Annotated in this window: 16 protein-coding genes; 8 read left to right on the forward strand and 8 right to left on the reverse strand. The window is 67.1% G+C overall.

Going from position 1 to position 19773, the window contains the following annotated elements; all coding sequences use genetic code 11:
- Positions 1–9: 9 nt before the first annotated feature.
- Positions 10–882 (reverse strand): glycosyltransferase family 2 protein, encoded by an 873-nt coding sequence (locus tag ACM0PY_RS18410; RefSeq protein WP_180886142.1) that lies wholly within the window; start codon positions 880–882, stop codon positions 10–12.
- A 351-nt stretch (positions 883–1233) separates the two neighbouring features.
- Between ACM0PY_RS18410 and pilB the strand changes: the two genes are divergently transcribed.
- Positions 1234–2964, forward strand: a complete 1731-nt coding sequence (pilB, locus tag ACM0PY_RS18415) for a type IV-A pilus assembly ATPase PilB (RefSeq protein WP_134968484.1) — start codon at positions 1234–1236, stop codon at positions 2962–2964.
- Between the two features lie 95 nt (positions 2965–3059).
- On the opposite strand, the gene ACM0PY_RS18420 is transcribed toward pilB, so the two are convergent.
- Together ACM0PY_RS18420 and ACM0PY_RS18425 are read right to left on the reverse strand one after the other, a co-directional pair.
- A complete protein-coding gene (locus ACM0PY_RS18420; protein ID WP_180886144.1) occupies positions 3060–4433 on the reverse strand; it encodes a sigma-54-dependent transcriptional regulator in 1374 nt (457 codons plus the stop codon).
- A gap of 60 nt (positions 4434–4493) precedes the next feature.
- The gene (locus ACM0PY_RS18425; protein ID WP_061480577.1) at positions 4494–6107 is read right to left on the reverse strand and encodes a sensor histidine kinase; all 1614 of its coding nucleotides are present in this window, start codon (positions 6105–6107) and stop codon (positions 4494–4496) included.
- A 407-nt stretch (positions 6108–6514) separates the two neighbouring features.
- Between ACM0PY_RS18425 and sucC the strand changes: the two genes are divergently transcribed.
- The 3 genes from sucC to ACM0PY_RS18440 all read left to right on the forward strand — a co-directional run bounded on the left by sucC (position 6515) and on the right by ACM0PY_RS18440 (position 10451).
- Entirely contained in the window at positions 6515–7684 is a 1170-nt protein-coding gene (sucC, locus tag ACM0PY_RS18430; protein ID WP_005418614.1) for an ADP-forming succinate--CoA ligase subunit beta, read from the forward strand.
- A 24-nt stretch (positions 7685–7708) separates the two neighbouring features.
- On the forward strand, positions 7709–8584 hold the full coding sequence (gene sucD, locus ACM0PY_RS18435) for a succinate--CoA ligase subunit alpha (protein WP_005418610.1): 876 nt from the start codon (positions 7709–7711) through the stop codon (positions 8582–8584).
- Between the two features lie 232 nt (positions 8585–8816).
- On the forward strand, positions 8817–10451 hold the full coding sequence (locus tag ACM0PY_RS18440) for an NAD+ synthase (protein ID WP_134970875.1): 1635 nt from the start codon (positions 8817–8819) through the stop codon (positions 10449–10451).
- Between the two features lie 113 nt (positions 10452–10564).
- Here the strand turns inward: ACM0PY_RS18440 and ACM0PY_RS18445 are convergent, their stop codons facing one another.
- Entirely contained in the window at positions 10565–11767 is a 1203-nt protein-coding gene (locus tag ACM0PY_RS18445; RefSeq protein ID WP_134970877.1) for a lipase family protein, read from the reverse strand.
- Between the two features lie 191 nt (positions 11768–11958).
- Positions 11959–12846 (reverse strand): outer membrane protein assembly factor BamD, encoded by an 888-nt coding sequence (locus ACM0PY_RS18450; protein WP_026347042.1) that lies wholly within the window; start codon positions 12844–12846, stop codon positions 11959–11961.
- Positions 12847–12959: 113 nt separating this feature from the next.
- On the opposite strand from ACM0PY_RS18450, the gene rluD reads away from it, so the two are divergent.
- The 4 genes from rluD to ACM0PY_RS18470 are packed head-to-tail and all read left to right on the forward strand — an operon-like array spanning position 12960 to position 15658.
- Positions 12960–13949, forward strand: coding sequence for a 23S rRNA pseudouridine(1911/1915/1917) synthase RluD (gene rluD, locus ACM0PY_RS18455; RefSeq protein WP_080376926.1), 990 nt, complete (start codon positions 12960–12962; stop codon positions 13947–13949).
- Complete coding sequence (gene pgeF, locus ACM0PY_RS18460; RefSeq protein WP_180886146.1) at positions 13949–14719, forward strand: peptidoglycan editing factor PgeF; 771 nt, start codon at positions 13949–13951, stop codon at positions 14717–14719. Before rluD ends, pgeF begins: the two co-directional genes overlap by 1 nt.
- A gap of 20 nt (positions 14720–14739) precedes the next feature.
- On the forward strand, positions 14740–15246 hold the full coding sequence (locus ACM0PY_RS18465) for a DUF4166 domain-containing protein (RefSeq protein ID WP_111202048.1): 507 nt from the start codon (positions 14740–14742) through the stop codon (positions 15244–15246).
- Positions 15221–15658 carry a thiol-disulfide oxidoreductase DCC family protein gene (locus ACM0PY_RS18470; protein ID WP_072167650.1) on the forward strand — a complete coding sequence of 146 codons (438 nt, stop codon included), beginning with the start codon at positions 15221–15223 and terminating at the stop codon, positions 15656–15658. Before ACM0PY_RS18465 ends, ACM0PY_RS18470 begins: the two co-directional genes overlap by 26 nt.
- A gap of 70 nt (positions 15659–15728) precedes the next feature.
- On the opposite strand, the gene otsA is transcribed toward ACM0PY_RS18470, so the two are convergent.
- Genes otsA through otsB form a run of 3 tightly spaced genes read right to left on the reverse strand, consistent with a single transcriptional unit; the run spans position 15729 to position 19671 of the window.
- Complete coding sequence (gene otsA / locus ACM0PY_RS18475; RefSeq protein ID WP_065178921.1) at positions 15729–17093, reverse strand: alpha,alpha-trehalose-phosphate synthase (UDP-forming); 1365 nt, start codon at positions 17091–17093, stop codon at positions 15729–15731.
- Entirely contained in the window at positions 17090–18871 is a 1782-nt protein-coding gene (locus tag ACM0PY_RS18480) for a glycoside hydrolase family 15 protein (RefSeq protein ID WP_134972222.1), read from the reverse strand. The genes otsA and ACM0PY_RS18480 overlap by 4 nt, the downstream gene beginning before the upstream one ends.
- Before the next feature lie 41 nt (positions 18872–18912).
- The gene (gene otsB, locus ACM0PY_RS18485) at positions 18913–19671 is read right to left on the reverse strand and encodes a trehalose-phosphatase (protein ID WP_061480563.1); all 759 of its coding nucleotides are present in this window, start codon (positions 19669–19671) and stop codon (positions 18913–18915) included.
- Between the last annotated feature and the right edge of the window lie 102 nt (positions 19672–19773).

Consider the following 19773-nt stretch of genomic DNA (forward strand, 5'->3'; position numbering starts at 1 on the left):
CTCCCTCAGTCACTCGGTTGAGTCCTTCCGCGATGCAAGGTAAGTAAGGCCGGTGATCTGCTCCGATACCAAGCCGATAAGGAAGATGATCACCGATGCGCTGAACAGTAGTGTGCTCATGTTGGTGAAGCGATGCATGGTCGCGAATGTATACCCGTAGTAACCCAAGCCCAGAAAGAAGAAGGCCAGCGCCACCGGCGCGAACAGCTTCAAGGGCGAATACAAGGTCGCAATCTTGAAGATGATCAGCAGGAAGCGGATTCCATCCTTGATCGGGCGAATGTGGCTGCCATTGCCCACACGCTTTGCAACCGGGATTGGCACATAGGCAACAGGATAGGCGCTTCGGAAGAATGCCATGGTGCTGGTCGTTGGATAGCTGAATCCGTTGGGCAGCAGGTGCAGGAACTCGCGGAAGCGTCCGGCGCGTACCGCACGGAAGCCGGAAGTGAGGTCCATTACTTTGAAGCCGGTCATGTGGCTGGCCAGCCAGTTGTAGAACCTATTGGCGAGGCCACGGTGGACGTTGGCTTGGCCGCTGCTGTCACGAGAGCCGACGACCATGTCGTAGCCTTCGGCCAACTTGTCCAGCAACGCTTGAATGTGGGCCGGGTCATGCTGTCCATCGGCATCCATGAACACCAGAATGTCTCCACAGGCTGCACGCGCACCGCGTTTGATCGAAGCGCCGTTGCCCATGGAATAAGGGCTGGAAAGTACCTGGGCGCCCTGTTCACGCGCAATTGTTGCGGTGGCGTCGGTGGAGCCGTCATCGACTACGATGATCTCTGCACGTGGGTACTGCAGACGAAGTGCCGGCAGCGTACGAAGGAGGCCTTCGGCTTCATTCTTGGCCGGTAGGATGATGCTGAGCTGATTCAAAATGTGTCCCCATTTTCCCCGGTGCAATAGTACTCCGCTGCGGTGCATGAATGGGATTGGGCAGGAAGGACAGGGTCAAGGGCCTGCCCTGATTTGGCGCGGACGGGGCGCTCTGGGAGAGAGTGGTGTGGAAACATGTGATCTGAAGGGATGTTGGCGGGCCGTTGACGGGGCTATCATCCCCGGGGGAGTCAGGATCGTGCCTGCCGGGCTGGGAGTGCCGGGCGAGGCAGTCATGCTGAAGGATTGGCGTCGTCGTCGGCCAGCGGGTCGCGGCAGGTTCTACTGCCCTGTGCGGTGCCCCTGGAAGGCGCGCCGCACTGCCTGACCCATGATGAGCCAAGGATTCATATGAACGCCGTAACCACTGCCAATCTCGTCGGCATCACCGGCCTGGCCCGTCGCCTGGTCCAGGATGGTGCGCTGGACGAGGCTTCCGCCCGCGACGCGATGGCCAAGGCCGCTGCGGCCCGCCAGCCGCTGCCGACCTGGTTCGCGCAGAACAAGGTGGTCGGGGCGGCCCAGTTGGCGGCCGCCAATGCGGTCGAGTTCGGCATGCCGCTGTTCGACGTGTCCACGTTCGACGCCAGCCAGAACGCGATGAGCCTGGTCAGCGAGGAGCTGCTGCGCAAGCACAACGTGCTGCCGCTGTTCAAGCGCGGCGGCAAGCTGTTCGTGGGCACCAGCAACCCGACCCATTCGCTGGACGAGATCAAGTTCCACACCAACTTGGTGGTAGAACCGATCCTGGTCGATGAAGACCAGATCCGCCGCACGCTCGAGCAGTGGCATGCCAGCCATGACACGCTGGGCGACGCGCTGGGCGGTGACGACGATGGCATTGGTAACCTGGATGTGTCCGGCGGTGATGAGGACATTTCCGGGGGCGGCGACGCCGGCATCGATGCCAAGGGCGACGACACCCCGGTGGTGAAGTTCGTCAACAAGGTGCTGGTGGACGCGATCCGCAAGGGCGCCTCGGACATCCACTTCGAGCCCTATGAAGACGACTACCGCGTGCGCCTGCGCATCGATGGCCTGCTGAAGATGGTCGCGCGCGCGCCGGTGAAGTTGAACCAGCGCATCGCCGCGCGCCTGAAGGTGATGGCGCAGCTGGACATCGCCGAGAAGCGCGTACCGCAGGACGGACGCATCAAGCTCAATCTGTCCAAGACCAAGCAGATCGACTTCCGCGTGAGCACGCTGCCGACCCTGTTCGGCGAGAAGGTGGTGCTGCGTATCCTGGACGGCAGCGCGGCCAAGCTGGGCATCGACAAGCTGGGTTACGAGCCGGACCAGCAGAAGCTGTTCCTGGAAGCCATCCACAAGCCGTACGGCATGGTGCTGGTGACCGGCCCGACCGGTTCGGGCAAGACGGTGTCGCTGTACACCGCGCTGGGCATCCTCAACGACGAGACGCGCAACATCTCCACCGCCGAAGACCCGGTGGAAATCCGCCTGCCCGGCGTCAACCAGGTGCAGCAGAACAACAAGCGCGGGATGACCTTCGCCGCGGCCCTGCGCTCGTTCCTGCGACAGGATCCGGACATCATCATGGTCGGCGAAATCCGCGACCTGGAAACGGCCGAGATCGCGATCAAGGCCGCCCAGACCGGCCACATGGTGCTGTCCACGCTGCATACCAACGATGCGCCGCAGACCATCGCGCGCCTGATGAACATGGGCATCGCGCCGTACAACATCACCAGCTCGGTGACGCTGGTGATCGCCCAGCGCCTGGCGCGCCGGCTGTGCAACAACTGCAAGCGCCCGGCCAATCTGCCCGAGCATGCGCTGCTGGCCGAAGGCTTCACCCAGGCGCAGCTGGACGCGGGCATCGAGCTGTACGAGGCGGTCGGCTGCGACGAGTGCACCGAGGGCTACAAGGGCCGTACCGGTATCTACCAGGTGATGCCGATGACCGACGAGATCGCCACGATCGTGCTGGCTGGCGGCAATGCGTTGCAGATTGCCGAGGCCGCGCAGCAGATCGGGGTGAACGATCTGCGCCAGTCAGCGTTGAAGAAGGCCGCTGCAGGCATCACCAGCCTGGCCGAGATCAACCGCGTTACCAAGGATTGAGGTCGATCCACGCCATGCGTGGATGCCGCGATGCATGAGTTTGCCGGCCAGCGGCCGGCACTACCAGGTTGGCGGGCCCGCGTCGGGCCCTGTGCTTACTCCATCCCCAGCTTCTTCAGCTTGTAGCGCAGCGCGCGGAAGGTGATGCCCAGCTGCGCGGCGGTGCGGGTCTTGTTCCAGCGGTTTTCTTCCAGCGCGCGCTGGATGGCGCTGCGCTCGAGCTGTTCGATGTAGGAGGGCAGGGCGGCGCTGCCGGGCTGCAGGTCCACCACGGCCTCGGCGTGTGCTGCGCTGCCGGGCGTGCGCGGGGCATGCTGCGGCAGGCGCAGGTCGTCGGCGCCGATGCGGTCTTCTTCGGCCAGTGCCAGCGCGCGTTCCAGGATGTTCTCCAGTTCGCGCACGTTGCCGGGGAAGGCGTACTGGGCCAGTGCATCCAATGCCGACGGCGCCAGCAAAGGCGTCGGGCGGCCGTGGCTGCGGGCCAGCCGTGCCAGCACCGATGCGGCCAGTTCCGGCAGGTCCTGGCGACGCTCGCGCAGCGGCGGCACCCTCAGCTCGATCACGTTGATGCGGTAGTAGAGGTCGTGGCGGAAGCGCCCGTCCTCGACCAGTTCGGCCAGGTCCTTGTGGGTGGCCGAGAGGATGCGCACGTCCACCGGTTCTTCGGTGGCAGCGCCGACCGCGCGCACTGATTTTTCCTGGATCGCGCGCAGCAGCTTCACCTGCATCTGCAGCGGCAGCTCGGCCACTTCGTCCAGGAACAGGGTGCCGCCATGCGCGGCCTGGAACAGCCCGGGCTTGTCGGCGTGGGCGCCGCTGAAGCTGCCCTTGCGGTGGCCGAAGAATTCGCTCTCCATCAGCTCGCCGGGAATGGCGCCGCAGTTGACCGGCACGAACGGGCCGGCCGCGCGGGCGCCCTGGGCGTGGATGGTGCGTGCGACCAGCTCCTTGCCCACGCCGGATTCACCGAGGATGTAGACCGGCGCCTGGCTGCGCGCGACCTTGCCGATGGTGGTGCGCAGCACGTCCATGGCCGGCGAGTCGCCGAGCAGGCGCGCCCCTTGTTCGGCGGCGGGGCCGGGCACGGGGCGCTCGGTGTTGTTGAGTTCCAGCGCGTGCTTGACCAGGCCACGCAGCACGGCGATGTCCACCGGCTTGCTGACGAAGTCGAAGGCGCCGGCCTTCAGCGCTTCCACCGCCAGGTCCATGCTGCCAAAGGCAGTGATCATCGCCACCGGCGTGCGCGGGTAGTGCTGGGCGATCTCGCTGACCAGCTCGATGCCGTTGCCGTCCGGCAGGCGCATGTCGGTGATGCACAGGTCGTACGGATTGCTGGCCAGCAGTTCGCGCGCTTCGGCAAGGTTGGCTGCGGTACTGATGCGCAGCCCCATGCGGCCGAGCGTCAGTACCAGCAGTTCGCGGATGTCGCGTTCGTCGTCGACGACGAGGGCGCTGCGGGTTTCGTTCATGGGCGTGAAAGATAAACGAGGGGGCTGGAAGCGACAAATGTTTGACGCACAGAATCGAGATCAGGTGGGCAACAGCGTATGCGGGCCGGGCAGCACCAGGCGGAAGCAGGAGCCTCCAGCGGGAACCGGGATGTAGTCCAGCCGCGCCTGGTTGGCTCGGCACAGCTCGCGGGCGATATACAGGCCCAGCCCGGTGCCATGCTCGGACGTGGTGAAGAACGGCCGGAACAACTGCGCGGCCACGCTCTCGGGAATACCGGGGCCGCGATCCATCACGTCGATGACCGCACTGCGCTCGTGCTGCGCCACGCGCAGGCGCACCCGCGCCGGTTGCTGGCCGATGCGCCCGTACTTGAGCGCGTTGTGCACCAGCACGGTCAGCACCTGGTAGAGGTGCTTGCTGTCGACCTGGGCCAGCACCGAGGTGTCGTTGATGATCGGCTCGATGCTGTCGGTCTCCAGCGTCTGCCCCTGCTTGTACTCCAGCACGAAGCGGCGCACGAAGGCGGCCAGGTCGACGTTTTCGGGCGTGGCGCGCTCGCGCCGGGCCAGGCCCAGCACGCTTTCGACGATGCCGTTGGTGCGCTGGCACTGCTGGCGGATGATCTGCAGCAGGCGGCGGTCGCTTTCGTTGAAGCCGGTGCCTTCTTCCAGCAGCTGCACCGCGTAGTTGATCGCGGCCAGCGGGTTGCGGATCTCGTGGGCGAGGCTGGCCGAGAAGCGCCCCATTGCTGACAGGGTGAGCGATTCGGCACGGCGCGAGACCACGCTGGAGTCGTCCAGGAACACCAGGGCCAGCTCGCTGCCGGCCAGCAGGCGCGCAAAGCGGGGCTGCACTTCGGGCTGGTCGGGGTTGAGCTGCAGCGGCAGTTCGTCCTGCGCCCAGCCGTTGCGCCAGCGCTGCAGGCGACGGGCCAGTTCCGGGGCGGCGCTGGCCAGGTCCAGGCGGCCGCTTTCGCCGCTGCCGTCGCTGTCACCGAGCAGCATCGAGGCGGCCTCGTTGGCCAGGGTGACACGGTTGTCGGCGTCGACCACCAGCACGCCGGTGCGCATGCGGCGGATGATCAGCTCGTTGATCTGGAACAGGTTGGCTACTTCGTCGCCGCGCTGGTTGGCCAGCTGCTGGTTGCGGCGCGCGCGGCTGCCGACCTGGTAACTGATGAAGGCCAGCGCCAGGTAGCTGGTGGCGAACATGGCCAGTTCGGCCAGGGTACGGGTGGGATCGCCGCCTTCCAGCAGCTTCCAGGTGTATTCCACGCCGGTGGCGAGGCTGGCGGCCAGTGCCAGGCCCAGCCCCAGGCTGAGCGGCAGCAGGGTGGCGGCAGCGGCGATGTTGAACAGCAGCGACATCGAGATGCCGGCGCTGGCACCCGGCAGGGCATGCGACAACAGGGTGGCGGCGACAATGTCCACCAGCACGCCGCTGACCACGATCGGGCGCAGCCAGCGTTCGTTGCGGCCGATCACCAGCGCCAGCAGCGACAGCACCAGGTAGATGGCGGCGACGGTGTCGGCCAGCCGCGGGTGGTGGGCTTCGCCGACCATCGCCGACAGGGGGCTGTAGAGCAGGGCGGCGATGACCGAGGCGATCAGCACCCGGTACAGCGCGAAGAAATACAGCTCACGCCGCGGAATCGATTCGATGCGGTCGATCAATGAAGCACTGGGTGACACGCCGGAACTCCCCTTCTGGCTGCCTGGGTCTGGAATCTGCGGCGGGCCTGCCCGGCGTCCCCTGAGGCCGGGCGGTACGTCGCTTCGATGTGGCTTGCGGTGGAAGCCGTCGAGCACCCCCGACGCTACACACCCTGGTTGACCAGTATAGGGCCGCCGGCGGGCGCCCGCCGGTGCGGCCCGGATCGCGCATTTGGCCTGGGATGGATACCGCTGGCCAGCCGGCCCCCGGGCGCAACTGCCTGAATGACGGCGGAAATCTGGCCGGGTCTGGCGTTTTGTACAGACTTCTTTGCGCCCCGGCGCCGGCTCGGCCACAATAGTGGGCCCGCCGCGGTCCGTGCCGGTGCCTCTTCGAGGGGGCCCTGAGGAATTGCGTGCGGTCGTTCCTATTCCCACGGTGACGCATGAATTTCCACGAATACCAGGCAAAACAACTGCTTGCCGAATACGGCATCCCGGTCCCGGCCGGCAAGGTCGCGGCGACCCCGGACGAGGCGGTTGAAGTCGCCCAGTCGCTGGGCCAGGGCCCCTGGATGGTCAAGGCGCAGATCCACGCTGGCGGCCGCGGCAAGGCTGGCGGCGTCAAGTTCTGCAAGACCGTCGACGACGTGAAGGCCGCAGCGGCCAAGATGCTCGGCACCAAGATGGCCACCTACCAGACCGCCGGCGTCGAGCTGCCGATCAACCTGGTGCTTGTGACCACCGCCGGTGAGATCGTCAAGGAGCTGTACCTGTCGGTCCTGGTGGATCGCGGCACCCGCACCATCAGCTACATCGCCTCTTCCGAAGGCGGCATGGAAATCGAGCAGGTCGCTGCCGAGACCCCGGACAAGATCCACACCCTGAACGTGGACTTCGTCGAGGGCGTGCAGGGTTACCACGGCCGTGACATCGGCTTCAAGATGGGCCTGACCGCCAAGCAGGCCGGCCAGTTCGCCAACATCATGGTGAACCTGTACCGCATCTTCAACGAGAAGGACCTGGCGCTGGTTGAGATCAACCCGCTGGCGATCCTGGACGATGGCAACCTGTACGCGCTGGACGGCAAGTTCAACAGCGACGACAACGCCAACTTCCGCCACAAGGAACTGGTCGCGATGCGCGACAAGTCCCAGGAAGATGAAACCGAAGTGACCGCTTCGGAGCTGGACATCAACTACGTCACCATGGACGGCAACATCGGCTGCATGGTGAACGGTGCCGGCCTGGCCATGGCCACCATGGACGTCATCAAGCTCAACGGCGGCGAGCCGGCGAACTTCCTGGACGTGGGCGGCGGTGCGAACAAGCAGCGCGTCATCGAAGCGTTCAAGCTGATCCTGTCCTCGGACAAGGTTGAAGGCATCTTCGTCAACATCTTCGGCGGCATCGTCCGCTGCGACATGATTGCCGAAGGCATCATCGCCGCCGTGAAGGAAGTGGGCGTCAAGGTTCCGGTCGTGGTGCGCCTGGAAGGCACCAACGTGGAAGAGGGCAAGCAGCTGCTGCGTGACAGCGGCATGGCCATCATCCCGGCTGACAACATCAACGACGGCGCCAAGAAGGTCGTTGAAGCGGTCAAGAACGCCGCCTGATCCACGACACCGAAGGAAATTCCCATGTCTGTTTTGATTAACAAGAACACCAAGGTGATCGTGCAGGGCTTCACCGGCCAGCAGGGCACCTTCCACGCCACTCAGATGATCGAGTACGGCACCCAGGTTGTTGGCGGCGTGACCCCGGGCAAGGGTGGCACCACCCACATCGACCTGCCGGTCTTCAACACCGTTGCCGACGCCGTGCAGAGCACCGGCGCCAACGCTTCGGTCATCTACGTGCCGCCGCCGTTCGCGGCCGACGCGATCCTGGAAGCTGCGGCTGCCGGCATCAAGGTCATCGTCTGCATCACCGAAGGCATCCCGGTGCTTGACATGCTGCGCGTGAAGAACGTGCTGACCCGTTCCTACCCGGACACCGTGCTGATCGGGCCGAACTGCCCGGGCGTCATCACGCCGGGCGAGTGCAAGATCGGCATCATGCCGGGCCACATCCACAAGCCGGGCAAGATCGGCATCGTGTCGCGTTCGGGCACCCTGACCTATGAAGCGGTCAAGCAGACCACCGAAGTCGGCCTGGGCCAGTCCACCTGCATCGGCATCGGCGGTGACCCGATCAACGGCCTGAACTTCGTCGACTGCCTGAAGCTGTTCAACGAAGACCCGCAGACCGAAGGCATCATCATGGTCGGCGAGATCGGCGGTGACGCAGAAGAAGCCGGCGCCGAGTACATCAAGAACCATGTGAAGAAGCCGGTCGTCGGTTTCATCGCCGGTGCGTCGGCTCCGGCCGGCAAGCGCATGGGCCACGCGGGCGCGATCGCCTCGGGCGGCAAGGGCACCGCGGAAGGCAAGTTCGCCGCGATGGAAGCCGCTGGCGTGGTCACGGTCCGCTCGCCGGGCGACCTGGGCGCCGCCATCGCCAAGCTGGTGAAATAAGATCGACTGCCTCGCGCAGACGACGCTGTAGAGCCGGCCGCTGGCCGGCTGCCTGAAACAGAAGGGCCGCCTTTGGGCGGCCTTTCTGCGTCTGGCGCCCTGACGGTTCCGGTAACCCCATCCACGCATGGCGTGGATCTACTGAGCCGGGGCTGTCCACGCAGTGAACGCCCCCGGCGCGCGCACGACGCGGCGTTACAATGGAAGCATTGCAACCACAGGCTGGATTCCCATGGCTTCGATCCGCATCGCGATGGCGCAGTTCGACTTCCCGGTCGGCGACGTCGCCGGCAACACCGAGCGCATCATCGAGATGATCGGCCAGGCGCGCGATGAGTACGGCGCCGAGCTGGTGATGTTCCCCGAGCTGGCGGTGAGCGGCTACCCGCCGGAGGACCTGCTGCTGCGCCCGGGTTTCCTGTACGAGTGCGAGCAGGCGTTGACCCGCATCGCCACCGCCTGCCGTGGCATCACCGCCGTGGTCGGCTGGCCACAGGCGGCTGGCGCGGTGGTCTACAACGCTGCCAGCGTACTGCGTGACGGCCTGGTCGAGCAGACCTACCGCAAGCGCGAACTGCCCAACTACGCGGTCTTCGACGAGCGCCGCTACTTCGATGTCGATCCGGATGGTGGCAGCTGCGTGTTCGAGGTCAATGGCATTCCGGTCGGCCTGCTGATCTGCGAGGACCTGTGGTTCGCCGAGCCGCTGGCCGACACCACGCGCGCGGGTGCGCAGCTGGTGGTGGTGCCGAATGCTTCGCCCTACGAGCGTGGCAAGCACGCCCAGCGCGACGCCGTGCTGGCCGCGCGTACCCGCGAGAGCGGGGCGGCCATCGCTTACCTCAACGTGGTGGGCGGCCAGGATGCGCTGGTGTTCGACGGTGCTTCGGTGGTGGCGGATGGTGATGGCACGGTGCACCCGGCCGCTGCTGCCTTCGTCGACCAGTGGCTGGTGGTGGAGTATGACGGTGAGACCCGCCGCTTCATGCCGCATGTGTGGATGGACGACGGCGACGAGAGCATGGACGCGCTGGCCTGGCGCGCGGTGACCCGTGGCATCCAGGACTACTGCCGCAAGAACGGCTTCAGGAAGGTGTGGCTGGGCCTGTCCGGTGGCATCGACTCGGCCCTGGTGCTGGCATTGGCCGTGGATGCGATGGGCGCGGAGAACGTGACCGCCGTGCGCCTGCCGTCGCGCTACACCGCCGGCCTGTCCAACGACCTGGCCGCCGAGCAGTGCCGGGCGCTGGGGGTGAAGCTTGAGGCTGTGTCGATCGAGCCGGCGTTCAAGGGCCTGATGGAATCGCTGGCGCCGATGTTCGAAGGCACCGCGCCGGACGTGACCGAAGAGAACCTGCAGTCGCGCAGCCGCGGCGTGATCCTGATGGCGCTGGCCAACAAGTTCGGTGGCCTGCTGCTGACCACCGGCAACAAGAGCGAGTACGCGGTCGGCTACGCCACCATCTACGGCGACATGTGCGGTGGCTACGCGCCGCTGAAGGACCTGTACAAGACCGAAGTGTTCGGCCTGTCCAAGTGGCGCAATACCGTGGGCGGCGCACCGGTGATCCCGCCGGCGGTGATCAGCCGCCCGCCGTCGGCCGAGCTGCGCGAGAACCAGGTGGACCAGGACTCGCTGCCGGCCTATGACGTGCTGGACGGCATCCTGTACCGCTACATCGACCAGGAGCAGTCGCGCGGTGAGATCGTGGCCGCCGGCTACGACGCAGCCGTGGTCGACCGCGTGCTGCACCTGGTGCGCATCAGCGAGTGGAAGCGGCACCAGGCCGCGCCGGGGCCGAAGGTCTCGCGCCGCGCGTTCGGCCGCGAGCGGCGCTACCCGATCAGCAACGGCTACAAGGGCTGAGGCAGCGCTTGGCGGGTCGTGCCGGCCGCTGGCCGGCAACCCGTTGGCCCTCTCCGGTGGGGGCGGAGCTTGGTCCGCACGATGGTCGAAGATCATCCTCGCTTCGCGTGGATCTACCGGACTTCGTCGAGCAACTGTTCGAGGCCGGCGGTTTCCGCAGCGTCGTTGAAGGGATCGTCCCCCAGTCGCGCACGTACGAACCCCAGGCCATCGGCGGCGGCTGCGTCCAGCGTGCCCCGGTGGTCGACGGGGTAGCGCCGGAACGCGACCGGCTCGCCTCGCAGGGCCAGGCCAGCGGCGTACAGCAGGGTGGTCAGGTAGGGCACATCGCGGTCCTGGCTGCCATGGCCCAGCATCAGCGGTTGGCTGAAGCCGCGGCGCGGTACGCCGAGATAGTCGTACAGCACCGCCCAGATGCCCGGCACGCTGGCCAGCGGTGCAGTGAACATGCTGCCGGTGTCGGCGCCGTCCAGCGTGGTGACCAGTTCGCCCAGGCACTGCTCGCGTGCCACGGCCACACGGGCGCGGCCGGCGTCGCTGAGGACGCGGTCGATCTGTGGCGCGACCTGCAGCAGGCCATCGAGCAGATACGCGTGATACGCGTTGAGCGCGCCAGGATTGGCTGTGCGGTTGTCCGGCTTCATCACCAGCGCGGTCAGTTCGACTGCGGTGGGCGTGCCGGTGGTGAAGCTGCCGCGGTACTGCAGCGACGGTCCACCATAGGTGGGGGCGATGTGGCCCGCCGTGAGCGCGGCGGCACCGCCCTGCGAATGGCCGACCGACACCCAGCGCGGCGACAGCGTCCCGTTGCCGAGGTACTGGCGGCTGGCCTTGATCATGTCGATGGCATTGCGCGCGGCAGTGCGCACATGCAGATAGGCATGGTCGCCTGAGCTTCCGAGGCCCTGGTAATCCGCGGCGACCACTGCATAGCCCTGTGCCAGGAACCGATCGAGGAAGCGCCCGTCGCGTTCGGGTTGATAGGGGCCAGAGACCGAGGGCGCACAACGATCCGCAATGCCCTGGGTGCCATGCGCCCACGACACCACCGGCCAACCGCCGATGGGCGGCGTGCCGGCGGGCAGGTACAGCAGGCCGGTGCCTTCGGCCAGCTGCCCGCGGTGGTCAGGAGTGCGGTAGTGCAGTTTGTAGGCCTGGGCGGCCTGGGACGGCACCCAGGTGGCGCGATAGGGGGCTGCGGACAGCAGATCGCCCGGTGCGGGTGAGGCAGCCGCCACGGAGCTCGAGGACAGCGCCAGCAGGGCAGTGGCGAGGATGCAGGCGAGCGGGTGGAAACGGCGGGGCGGAGGGGTCATGGGGCGCTCCTTCACGGCCGGGATGGCCGTTGCACCGCAGTGTGGATGGCCTCGCCTACGCCGATCGGGACCGGCGTCGCATCCGCCGGGGATTCGTAGAATTCCTAGTGTCGTGGTCCATGGGCGCACGAACCCTCCACGCATGGCGTGGATCTGCCGACAAAGAAAAGGCCCCTTTTCGGGGCCTTCTTTTACTTCTTTTCCAGTCGCGCGTTGCGCTGGCCGGTGCTGGCGGACTTCTCGCCGGCGAACGGGTTCAGCTTGCGGATCATCCAGGGGTACTTCGGCCACTTGCCTTCCAGCCACGGGTGGTCCGGCTGGTTCAGCTGCAGGACGCGGCGGGCGTCGTCGGCCAGGGTCTTGTTGCCCAGGTGGGTGTAGGAATCGGCCAGGACGGCGACGGCATCGTACTGGAACGCGCTCTGCGGATAGGTCTCCAGCAGGTAGTTGGCGCGGCCGGCGGCCGAGACCCAGGCGCCGCGGCGCATGTAGTACAGGGCGTTGTCCAGCTCGTGCTGGGCGAACACGTCACGCAGCTCCAGCATGCGCTGGCGCGCATCGGCGGCGTAGCGGCTGTTCGGGTAACGATCAACCACGATGTTGAAGTCCGAGTACGCCTGGTGCGGCGTGGACAGGTCGCGGCGGCTGGCATCCAGCGACCATACGCGGCGCAGGAAAACCGTACTGCGGTTGGAGTTGGCCAGGCCGCGCAGGTAGTACAGATAGGCAATGTTGCGGTGGGTCGGGTAGGTACGGATGAAGCGGTCGATGCTGGACACCGCGTCATCGTGCTTGCCGGCCTTGTACTGGGCGTAGGCGGTTTCGATCATCGCCTGCTCGGTGTACGGACCGTACGGATACTGGGCCACCAGGCGGCGGAAGCTGGCTTCGGCGCCGCTCCAGTTGCCGCCCTGCATCAGCTTGTGGCTTTTCTCGTACAGCTGTTCGACCGGCACGCCTTCATCGGGGCGATCACCCTTCTTGGCGCCGCGATGGCAGCCGGTTGCGGCGATGACCAGCACCAGCAGCAGGGCGGTGAGGCGGACGGGCGCGGAGAGCATGGCGGAGCGTCGGATCATGGGGTCGAGGCGGGACGCGGCTGGAATACGAAGGGTCGATGATAGCCTAGTGTCCTGTCCAGCGACTGAAACCGGCCGCCGGGACCCCAAAATTTCAAAGAATGCCCCCTGCCATGTCTGAACAACCCTCTGAATCGGCCCGCCAGGCCATCGTCCCCGACACCGCTGCGGGCCGTCGTTTCGACGCGGTCGTGGCCGAACTGTTCCCCGAATACTCGCGCTCGCGGTTGACCGAGTGGATCAAGGCCGGTGAGGTCCTGCTGGACGGTGCCCAGGTGCGCCCGCGCGATCCGCTGCGTGGCGGCGAGGTGGTGACCCTCAACGCGGTGCTGGAAACCCAGACCGACGCCCAGCCGGAGGACATCCCGCTGGACGTGCTGTTCGAGGACGAGCACCTGCTGGTGATCAACAAGCCGGTGGGCCTGGTGGTCCATCCGGGGGCCGGCAACCACAGCGGCACCCTGGTCAACGCGCTGCTGTTCCGCGATCCGTCGGTGGCGGTGCTGCCGCGCGCCGGCATCGTGCACCGCCTGGACAAGGACACCAGCGGCGTGATGGTGGTGGCCAAGACCCTGGAAGCGCAGACCGCGCTGGTCGAGCAGCTGGCGGCACGTGACGTGCACCGTCAGTACCTGGCCATCGTGATGGGCGCACTGGTGGCCGGTGGTACTGCCGATGCCCCGATCGACCGCCACCCGCGCGACCGCCTGAAGATGGCGGTGCGTGAGGACGGCAAGGAAGCGGTGACCCACTACCGCCTGCGCGAGCGCTTCCGGGCACACACCGCGCTGGAGTGCCGCCTGGAAACCGGCCGTACCCACCAGATCCGCGTGCACATGGCGCACGTGCGCCATCCGATCATCGGCGACCCGCTGTATGGCGGCGCGCTGAAGCTGCCCAAGGGCGCCAGCGACGAGCTGGTGGCCGCGCTGCGCGGCTTCAAGCGCCAGGCCCTGCACGCCGAGACCCTGGAGTTCACGCACCCGATCACCGGTGAACCGGTGCGCAACACCGCGCCGGTGCCGGAGGACATGCTGCACCTGCTGAAGGTGCTGCGCGAAGACAGCGAAGCCTTCGCCGCCCGCGAGCGGGACCGCTGGTGATGGCGGCCGCGCTGCCGTTGCTGCAGGCCGAGTGGCCGGCGCCCGAAGGCGTCCATGCGCTGACCACGCGCCGGCACGGTGCGGGCATCTCGCCGGCGCCGTTCGCGCAGTTCAACCTGGGCAACCGGCACGCGGCCGATGGTGATACCCCGGCCAACGTGGAGCACAACCGCCAGCTGCTGCAGCAGGGGTTGGCACTGCCCTCGGCACCGCACTGGCTGCGCCAGGTGCACAGCAGCACCGTGCTGCGCTTCGATGCACCGCCGGTGCCCGGCGCGAGCGAGCCGGTGGCCGACGCGGCGGTAACCTCGGTGCCGGGCGTGGTGCTGGCGATCCTGACCGCCGACTGCCTGCCGGTGGTGTTCGCCGCCGCGGACGGCAGCGAGGTGGGCGCGGCCCATGCCGGCTGGCGGGGGCTGGCCGACGGCATGCTGGAGGCCACGGTGGCCGCCCTGCAGACGCCGCCGGCGCAGCTGCGGGCCTGGTTGGGCCCGGCCGCCGGGCCGTCCGACTATGAGATCGGCGAGGAGGTCTATCACGCCTTCGTCGGCCATGATCCCGCTGCTGAGCGGGCGTTCGTCGCGACCCGTCCCGGACACTGGAAGGTGGACCTGTTCGCGCTGGCGCGGCAGCGCCTGCAGTCTGCGGGGATGGACCCGGCACAGGTGTATGGCGGCACGGTGTCGACGATGGCCGACCCGGACCTGTATTCGCATCGGCGCGATCGTCGCACCGGGCGCATGGCGACCCTGGCCTGGATCGCGCCCTGACTCCGCCGCTGTTCGCGCGTGTGCTGGGGCCGGCCTTCGTCACCCTGGCAGGACCGGTGCAGGCGCTGCATGCCGCGCCGTTGCCCTGCCGCTACGTGGGGCGGGCGCGTATCGTGAGGGGGCGGCACTGGCTGGTGCCGCTGCTGGCTGCGTTGGCGCGGTTGCCACAGGACGGTGACGCGCTGCCCACCGAGGTGGTGTTCAACCGCTACCGGCAGGGCGAGCAGTGGGCGCGGCGGTTCGGCCGCTGGCCAATGGTGTCGCGGCTGTGGGCGCACGACGGGCATCTGCGCGAGCAGCTGGGCGCGGTGCGCTTCGAGTTCGTGCTGCAGGCCCGCGACGGTGGTATCGACTGGTCGGTGCGCCGGGTCTGGGCGTTCGGGCTGCTGCCGCTGCCGACGCGTTGGTTCGGCGGTGTGCGCTGCCGTGAAGCCTGGCAGGGCGAGCGCTACACTTTCCTGGTCGATGTGACGCTGCCCTGGGCCGGAGCCCTGATCCGCTATGAAGGTTGGCTCGAACCGCGGTGACGCTGCCGCCGAGGCGGGCAGCGCGGTGATCGTGTTCGATGGCGTGTGCGCACTGTGCAACCGCTGGGTGCGGTTCCTGCTGCGTTTCGACCGCAGGGGGCGCTACCGCTTTGCAGCGATGCAGGGGCAGAAGGGCAGCGCGATGCTGCGCGCGCACGGGCTGGATCCGCAGGACCCGATGTCGTTCCTGCTGCTGGACGCACAGGGTGCCTGGACCGATACCGATGCGATCCTGCGCGTACTTGCGGGGCTGGGCGGCGCTTGGCGCCTGGCCGGCGTGCTGCGGCTCGTGCCGCGCGGCTGGCGTGATGCGGCGTATCGCGCGCTGGCACGCAACCGTTACCGCTGGTTCGGTCGGCATGACACCTGCCATCTACCCGCACCGGAACAGGCCGCGCGGTTCCTGGATTGACGAAAAAGGGGACGGAGGGGATTAAGTCGTTTGTGCACAAACGACTTAATCCCCTCCGTCCCCTTTTTCTTCAGCCTTCGAGTGCGTCGAGGTAGCTGCGGCGCCAGTGGTTGATGTCGTAGGTGCGCAGATGTTCCATCATCGCGTGCCAGCGTTCCTTGCGCCTGCTCAGCGACATCGTCGCCGCGGTGGCGATCGCATCGGCCACGCCGTCGAGGTCGTGCGGGTTCACCAGCAGTGCCTGCTTCAGTTCGTCGGCGGCGCCGGCCAACAGTGACAGCACCAGCACGCCGGGATCCTCCGGGTCCTGCGAGGCCACGTATTCCTTGGCCACCAGGTTCATGCCATCGCGCAGCGGCGTGACCAGCCCGACCGCCGCCGCTCGGTAGAAGCCGGTGAGCGTGGCATGGGTGAAGTTCTGGTTGACGTAGCGCAGCGGCGTCCAGTCCGGCTCGGCGTGGCCACCGTTGATGTGGCCGGCGATCTGTTCCAGTTGGCTGCGCAGCTGCCGGTACTCGGTGACATCGCCGCGCGAGACTGGCGCGATCTGCAGGTAGGTGAGCGAGCCGCGCTGGTCGGGGTGGCGCTGCAGGTAGCGCTCGAAGCCGAGGAAGCGTTCGGGCAGGCCCTTGGAGTAATCCAGGCGATCCACGCCGATCGCCAGCTGGCGGTCCCGCAGGCTGCTGCGCAGGTTCTTCACTGCGGCCTTGGTCGCGGCGGTGCCGGCCTGGCGCGCGATCAGGTCGGTGTCGATGCCGATCGGGAAGGCCGCCGCGCGGAATCGGCGCCCACCGGGTGCTTCCAGCTCACCGTTGTCGAGCACGCGGCCACCACCGAACAGGCGCAGGTAGGTCTGGAAGCGATCGGCGTCGCGCTGGGTCTGGAAGCCGACCAGGTCGTAGGCGTACAGCGCGGAGAACAACCGCAGATGATCGGGCATGGCCTGCAGCAGGTCGGCCGACGGCATCGGGATGTGCAGGAAGAAGCCGATGCGGCAGCCGATGCCGCGCTCGCGCAGCAGTGCGCCGAGCGGGATCAGGTGGTAGTCGTGGATCCAGACGATGTCGTCCTCGCGCAGCAATGGCGCGAGCTTGTCGGCGAACAGCGCATTGACCTTGTGGTAGGTCTCGCGGGTGCCGCGGTCGTAGTCGACCAGGTCCAGCCGGAAGTGCAGCAGTGGCCACAGCGTGCGGTTGGCGAAACCATTGTAGTAGCCATCGACTTCGCGCTTGCTCAGGTCCATGGTGACGTAGTCGATGTCACCGTCCTTCTGCCGGTGCAGCGTGCCGCTGCCTTCCTTTACAGTCTTGCCGCTCCAGCCGAACCACAGGCCGCCGCGCTCCTTCAGGGCGGCCAGCAGGCCGACCGCCAGGCCGCCTGCGCGGTTCTCGCCGGGCACGGCCACACGATTTGATACCACGACCAGACGACTCACGATGCCTCCTGCCAGGACCGCGACAGGCGCATCGCGGCGGTGATCAGGCCGACATGCGAATAGGTCTGCGGGAAGTTACCCCAGGCCTCGCCGGTGTCGAAGGCCAGATCCTCCGACAGCAGGCCCAGGTGATTGCGCTGCTTCAGCAGCAGTTCGAACATCTCGCGCGCCTCGTCCAGGCGCCCGATCGCCGCCAGTGCATCGATGTACCAGAACGTGCAGATGGTGAAGCTGGTTTCCGGCTCACCGAAGTCATCCGGAGCGACATAGCGGTACAGCGAATTGCCATGCTTGAGGTCACGGCCGATGGCTTCGACGGTGGCGATGAAGCGGGCGTCCATCGCGTCGATGAAGCCGATGTCGGCCAGCAGCAGCAGCGAGGCGTCCAGGCGATGGCCACCGAAGGTATCGGTGAAGTGGCCCAGCTCTTCGCTCCAGGATTCGGCCATGATGCGCGCGTGGATGGTGTCGGCACGTGTGCGCCAGTAGTGGGCGCGGTCGTCGCGCTTCAGCCGCACGGCGATCTTGCACAGGCGGTCACAGGCGGCCCAGCACATCGCGCTGGTGTAGGTGTGCACCTCGGTGCGGCCGCGGAACTCCCACAGGCCGGCATCGGGTACGTCGTGCAGGGCGAAGGCCTGCTCGCCGAGGGGTTCGAGGCGGGCGAAGGTGTGCGCATCACCCGGGTCCTGCAGGCGCCGGTCGAAGAACAGCTGCGTGGACGCCAGCACGACGCTGCCGTAGACATCGTGCTGGCGCTGCACCCAGGCCAGGTTGCCGCGCCTTACCGGGCCCATGCCGCGGTAGCCGGACAGGCTGGGGACCTCATCCTCGTCCAGCTTGGCTTCGAAGCCGATGCCGTACAGCGGTTGCAGCGTGCCGTCGGTGGTGGCCAGGTTGAAGATGTAGCCGAGGAACTGTTCCATCGTGCGCGTGGCGCCGAGGCGGTTCAATGCACGCACCACGAACGCGGCATCACGCAGCCAGCAGTAGCGGTAATCCCAGTTGCGCACGCTGCCGGGGGCTTCAGGAATGGAGGTGGTCATCGCCGCGATGATCGCGCCGCTGTCCTCGTACTGGCACAGCTTCAGCGTGATCGCACTGCGGATCACCGCGTCCTGCCATTCCAGGGGAATGGACAGGTAGCGCACCCATTCGCGCCAGTAATCGCGGGTACGCTGGAAGGCCTCCTGCACATAGCCGCTGATCGAACGGTTGAGCGATTCATCCACGCCCAGGATCAGGTGGATGGGATGGTTGAGCACGAACGGCAGGCCGTCGCGCACGAAGCGCACCGGCACGTCGGTGGTCAGCCGCAGCACGTGTTCGGGCAGCACCCAGCGCACATGGTTGCTGCCCCAGGTGGATTCCGGAACGCGCGCGCCCCAGTCCGCCAGCGGGCGTGCGCGTACGGTGATGCGCGGGCTGCCAGCCAGCGGACGCACCTGGCGGATCAGGCTGACCGGGCGGTAGAAACGGTCGTTCTGGCGCCAGCGTGGGGCGAAGTCGAGGATTTCCAGTTCGCCGCCGTGCGCGTCGCGCAGGACGGTGCGCAGGATCGCCGTGTTGGTCAGGTATTCCTGCTCGCTGCTGACGAAGTCTTCCAGCTCGATGGCGAAGTCGCCACCGGTCTGCTGGTTGGGGCCGAGCAGCGCGCAGAAGGTAGGGTCGCCGTCGAAGGTGGGCAGGCAGCTCCAGACAACGCGGGCACGTTTGTCGACCAGGGCGCCGAAGCTGCCGTTGCCGACCACGCCCAGATCAAGATCGGGTTGGGTCATCACGCGGTACATCTCGGTTGCGGCCGTGGGGGTTGGCCGGGTCAATAGGCATTCTCACGCAGCCAGGCGTGCACGCTGCGTATGTCGGGCAGCGCGAACACCGCCGCGCTGGGTTCACGTTCACCCACCAGCACGCTCCAGCCATGCTGGCCGTTGGCGGCATCGAAGCCGAACTCATCGGTCAGGTCATCGCCGAGGAACACCGGCAGGCGACCGCGGAAGGGCAGGTACTGCATCATCCGAAGCACCGCACGGCCCTTGTCGGTGCCGACGGGCACGAATTCGACTACATGGTCGCCGGGTTGCAGGCGGTAGCTGGCACGGCCCCGCACGTGGCGGTCGGCGAAGGCGCGGACGTCCCTGGCTGCATGCGGCGCGCCGCGCCAGTGCAGGGCCAGGCCGACACCCTTGTCTTCCACCAGCACGCCGGGATGGCCGTGGGCGAAGCGCATCGCCTGCTGGTGCAGTGCGTGCAGCCATTCGGCGGTGTCGTCGTCGTGTTCGTCGCGCAGTACGCGGCCATCCTGCCCACGCAGTTCATGGCCATGCAGGCCCGCAGCAGGCAGTTGCAGCGGAGCGAACAGTTGATCCAGCTGTTCGAGCGGGCGACCACTGACCAGTGCCACGGCACCTTCCAGGCGGTCGCTGATGCGGCCGATGGCTTCGCGCACATCCGGCAGCAGCTGCACGGCATCCGGGCGTGCAGCGAATTCAATCAGGGTGCCGTCGACATCGAGGAACAACGCGCAGGCGTCATCCAGCAATGGCGGCGGCGGACGCAGGGGGAGCGGTTCAGCCATGAAGCCCAGCTTGCCAGCGTGGGCGTGTACGTGGGGTCGAGGGCAGGCTACGGCCTTGCTTCGGTGGGTGCCGACCGTTGGTCGGCATAAAGGGTCAGCCTG

Origin of the sequence: Stenotrophomonas sp. BR163, from assembly GCF_047520985.2 — a bacterium.
Taxonomy (GTDB): Bacteria; Pseudomonadota; Gammaproteobacteria; order Xanthomonadales; family Xanthomonadaceae; genus Stenotrophomonas; species Stenotrophomonas sepilia.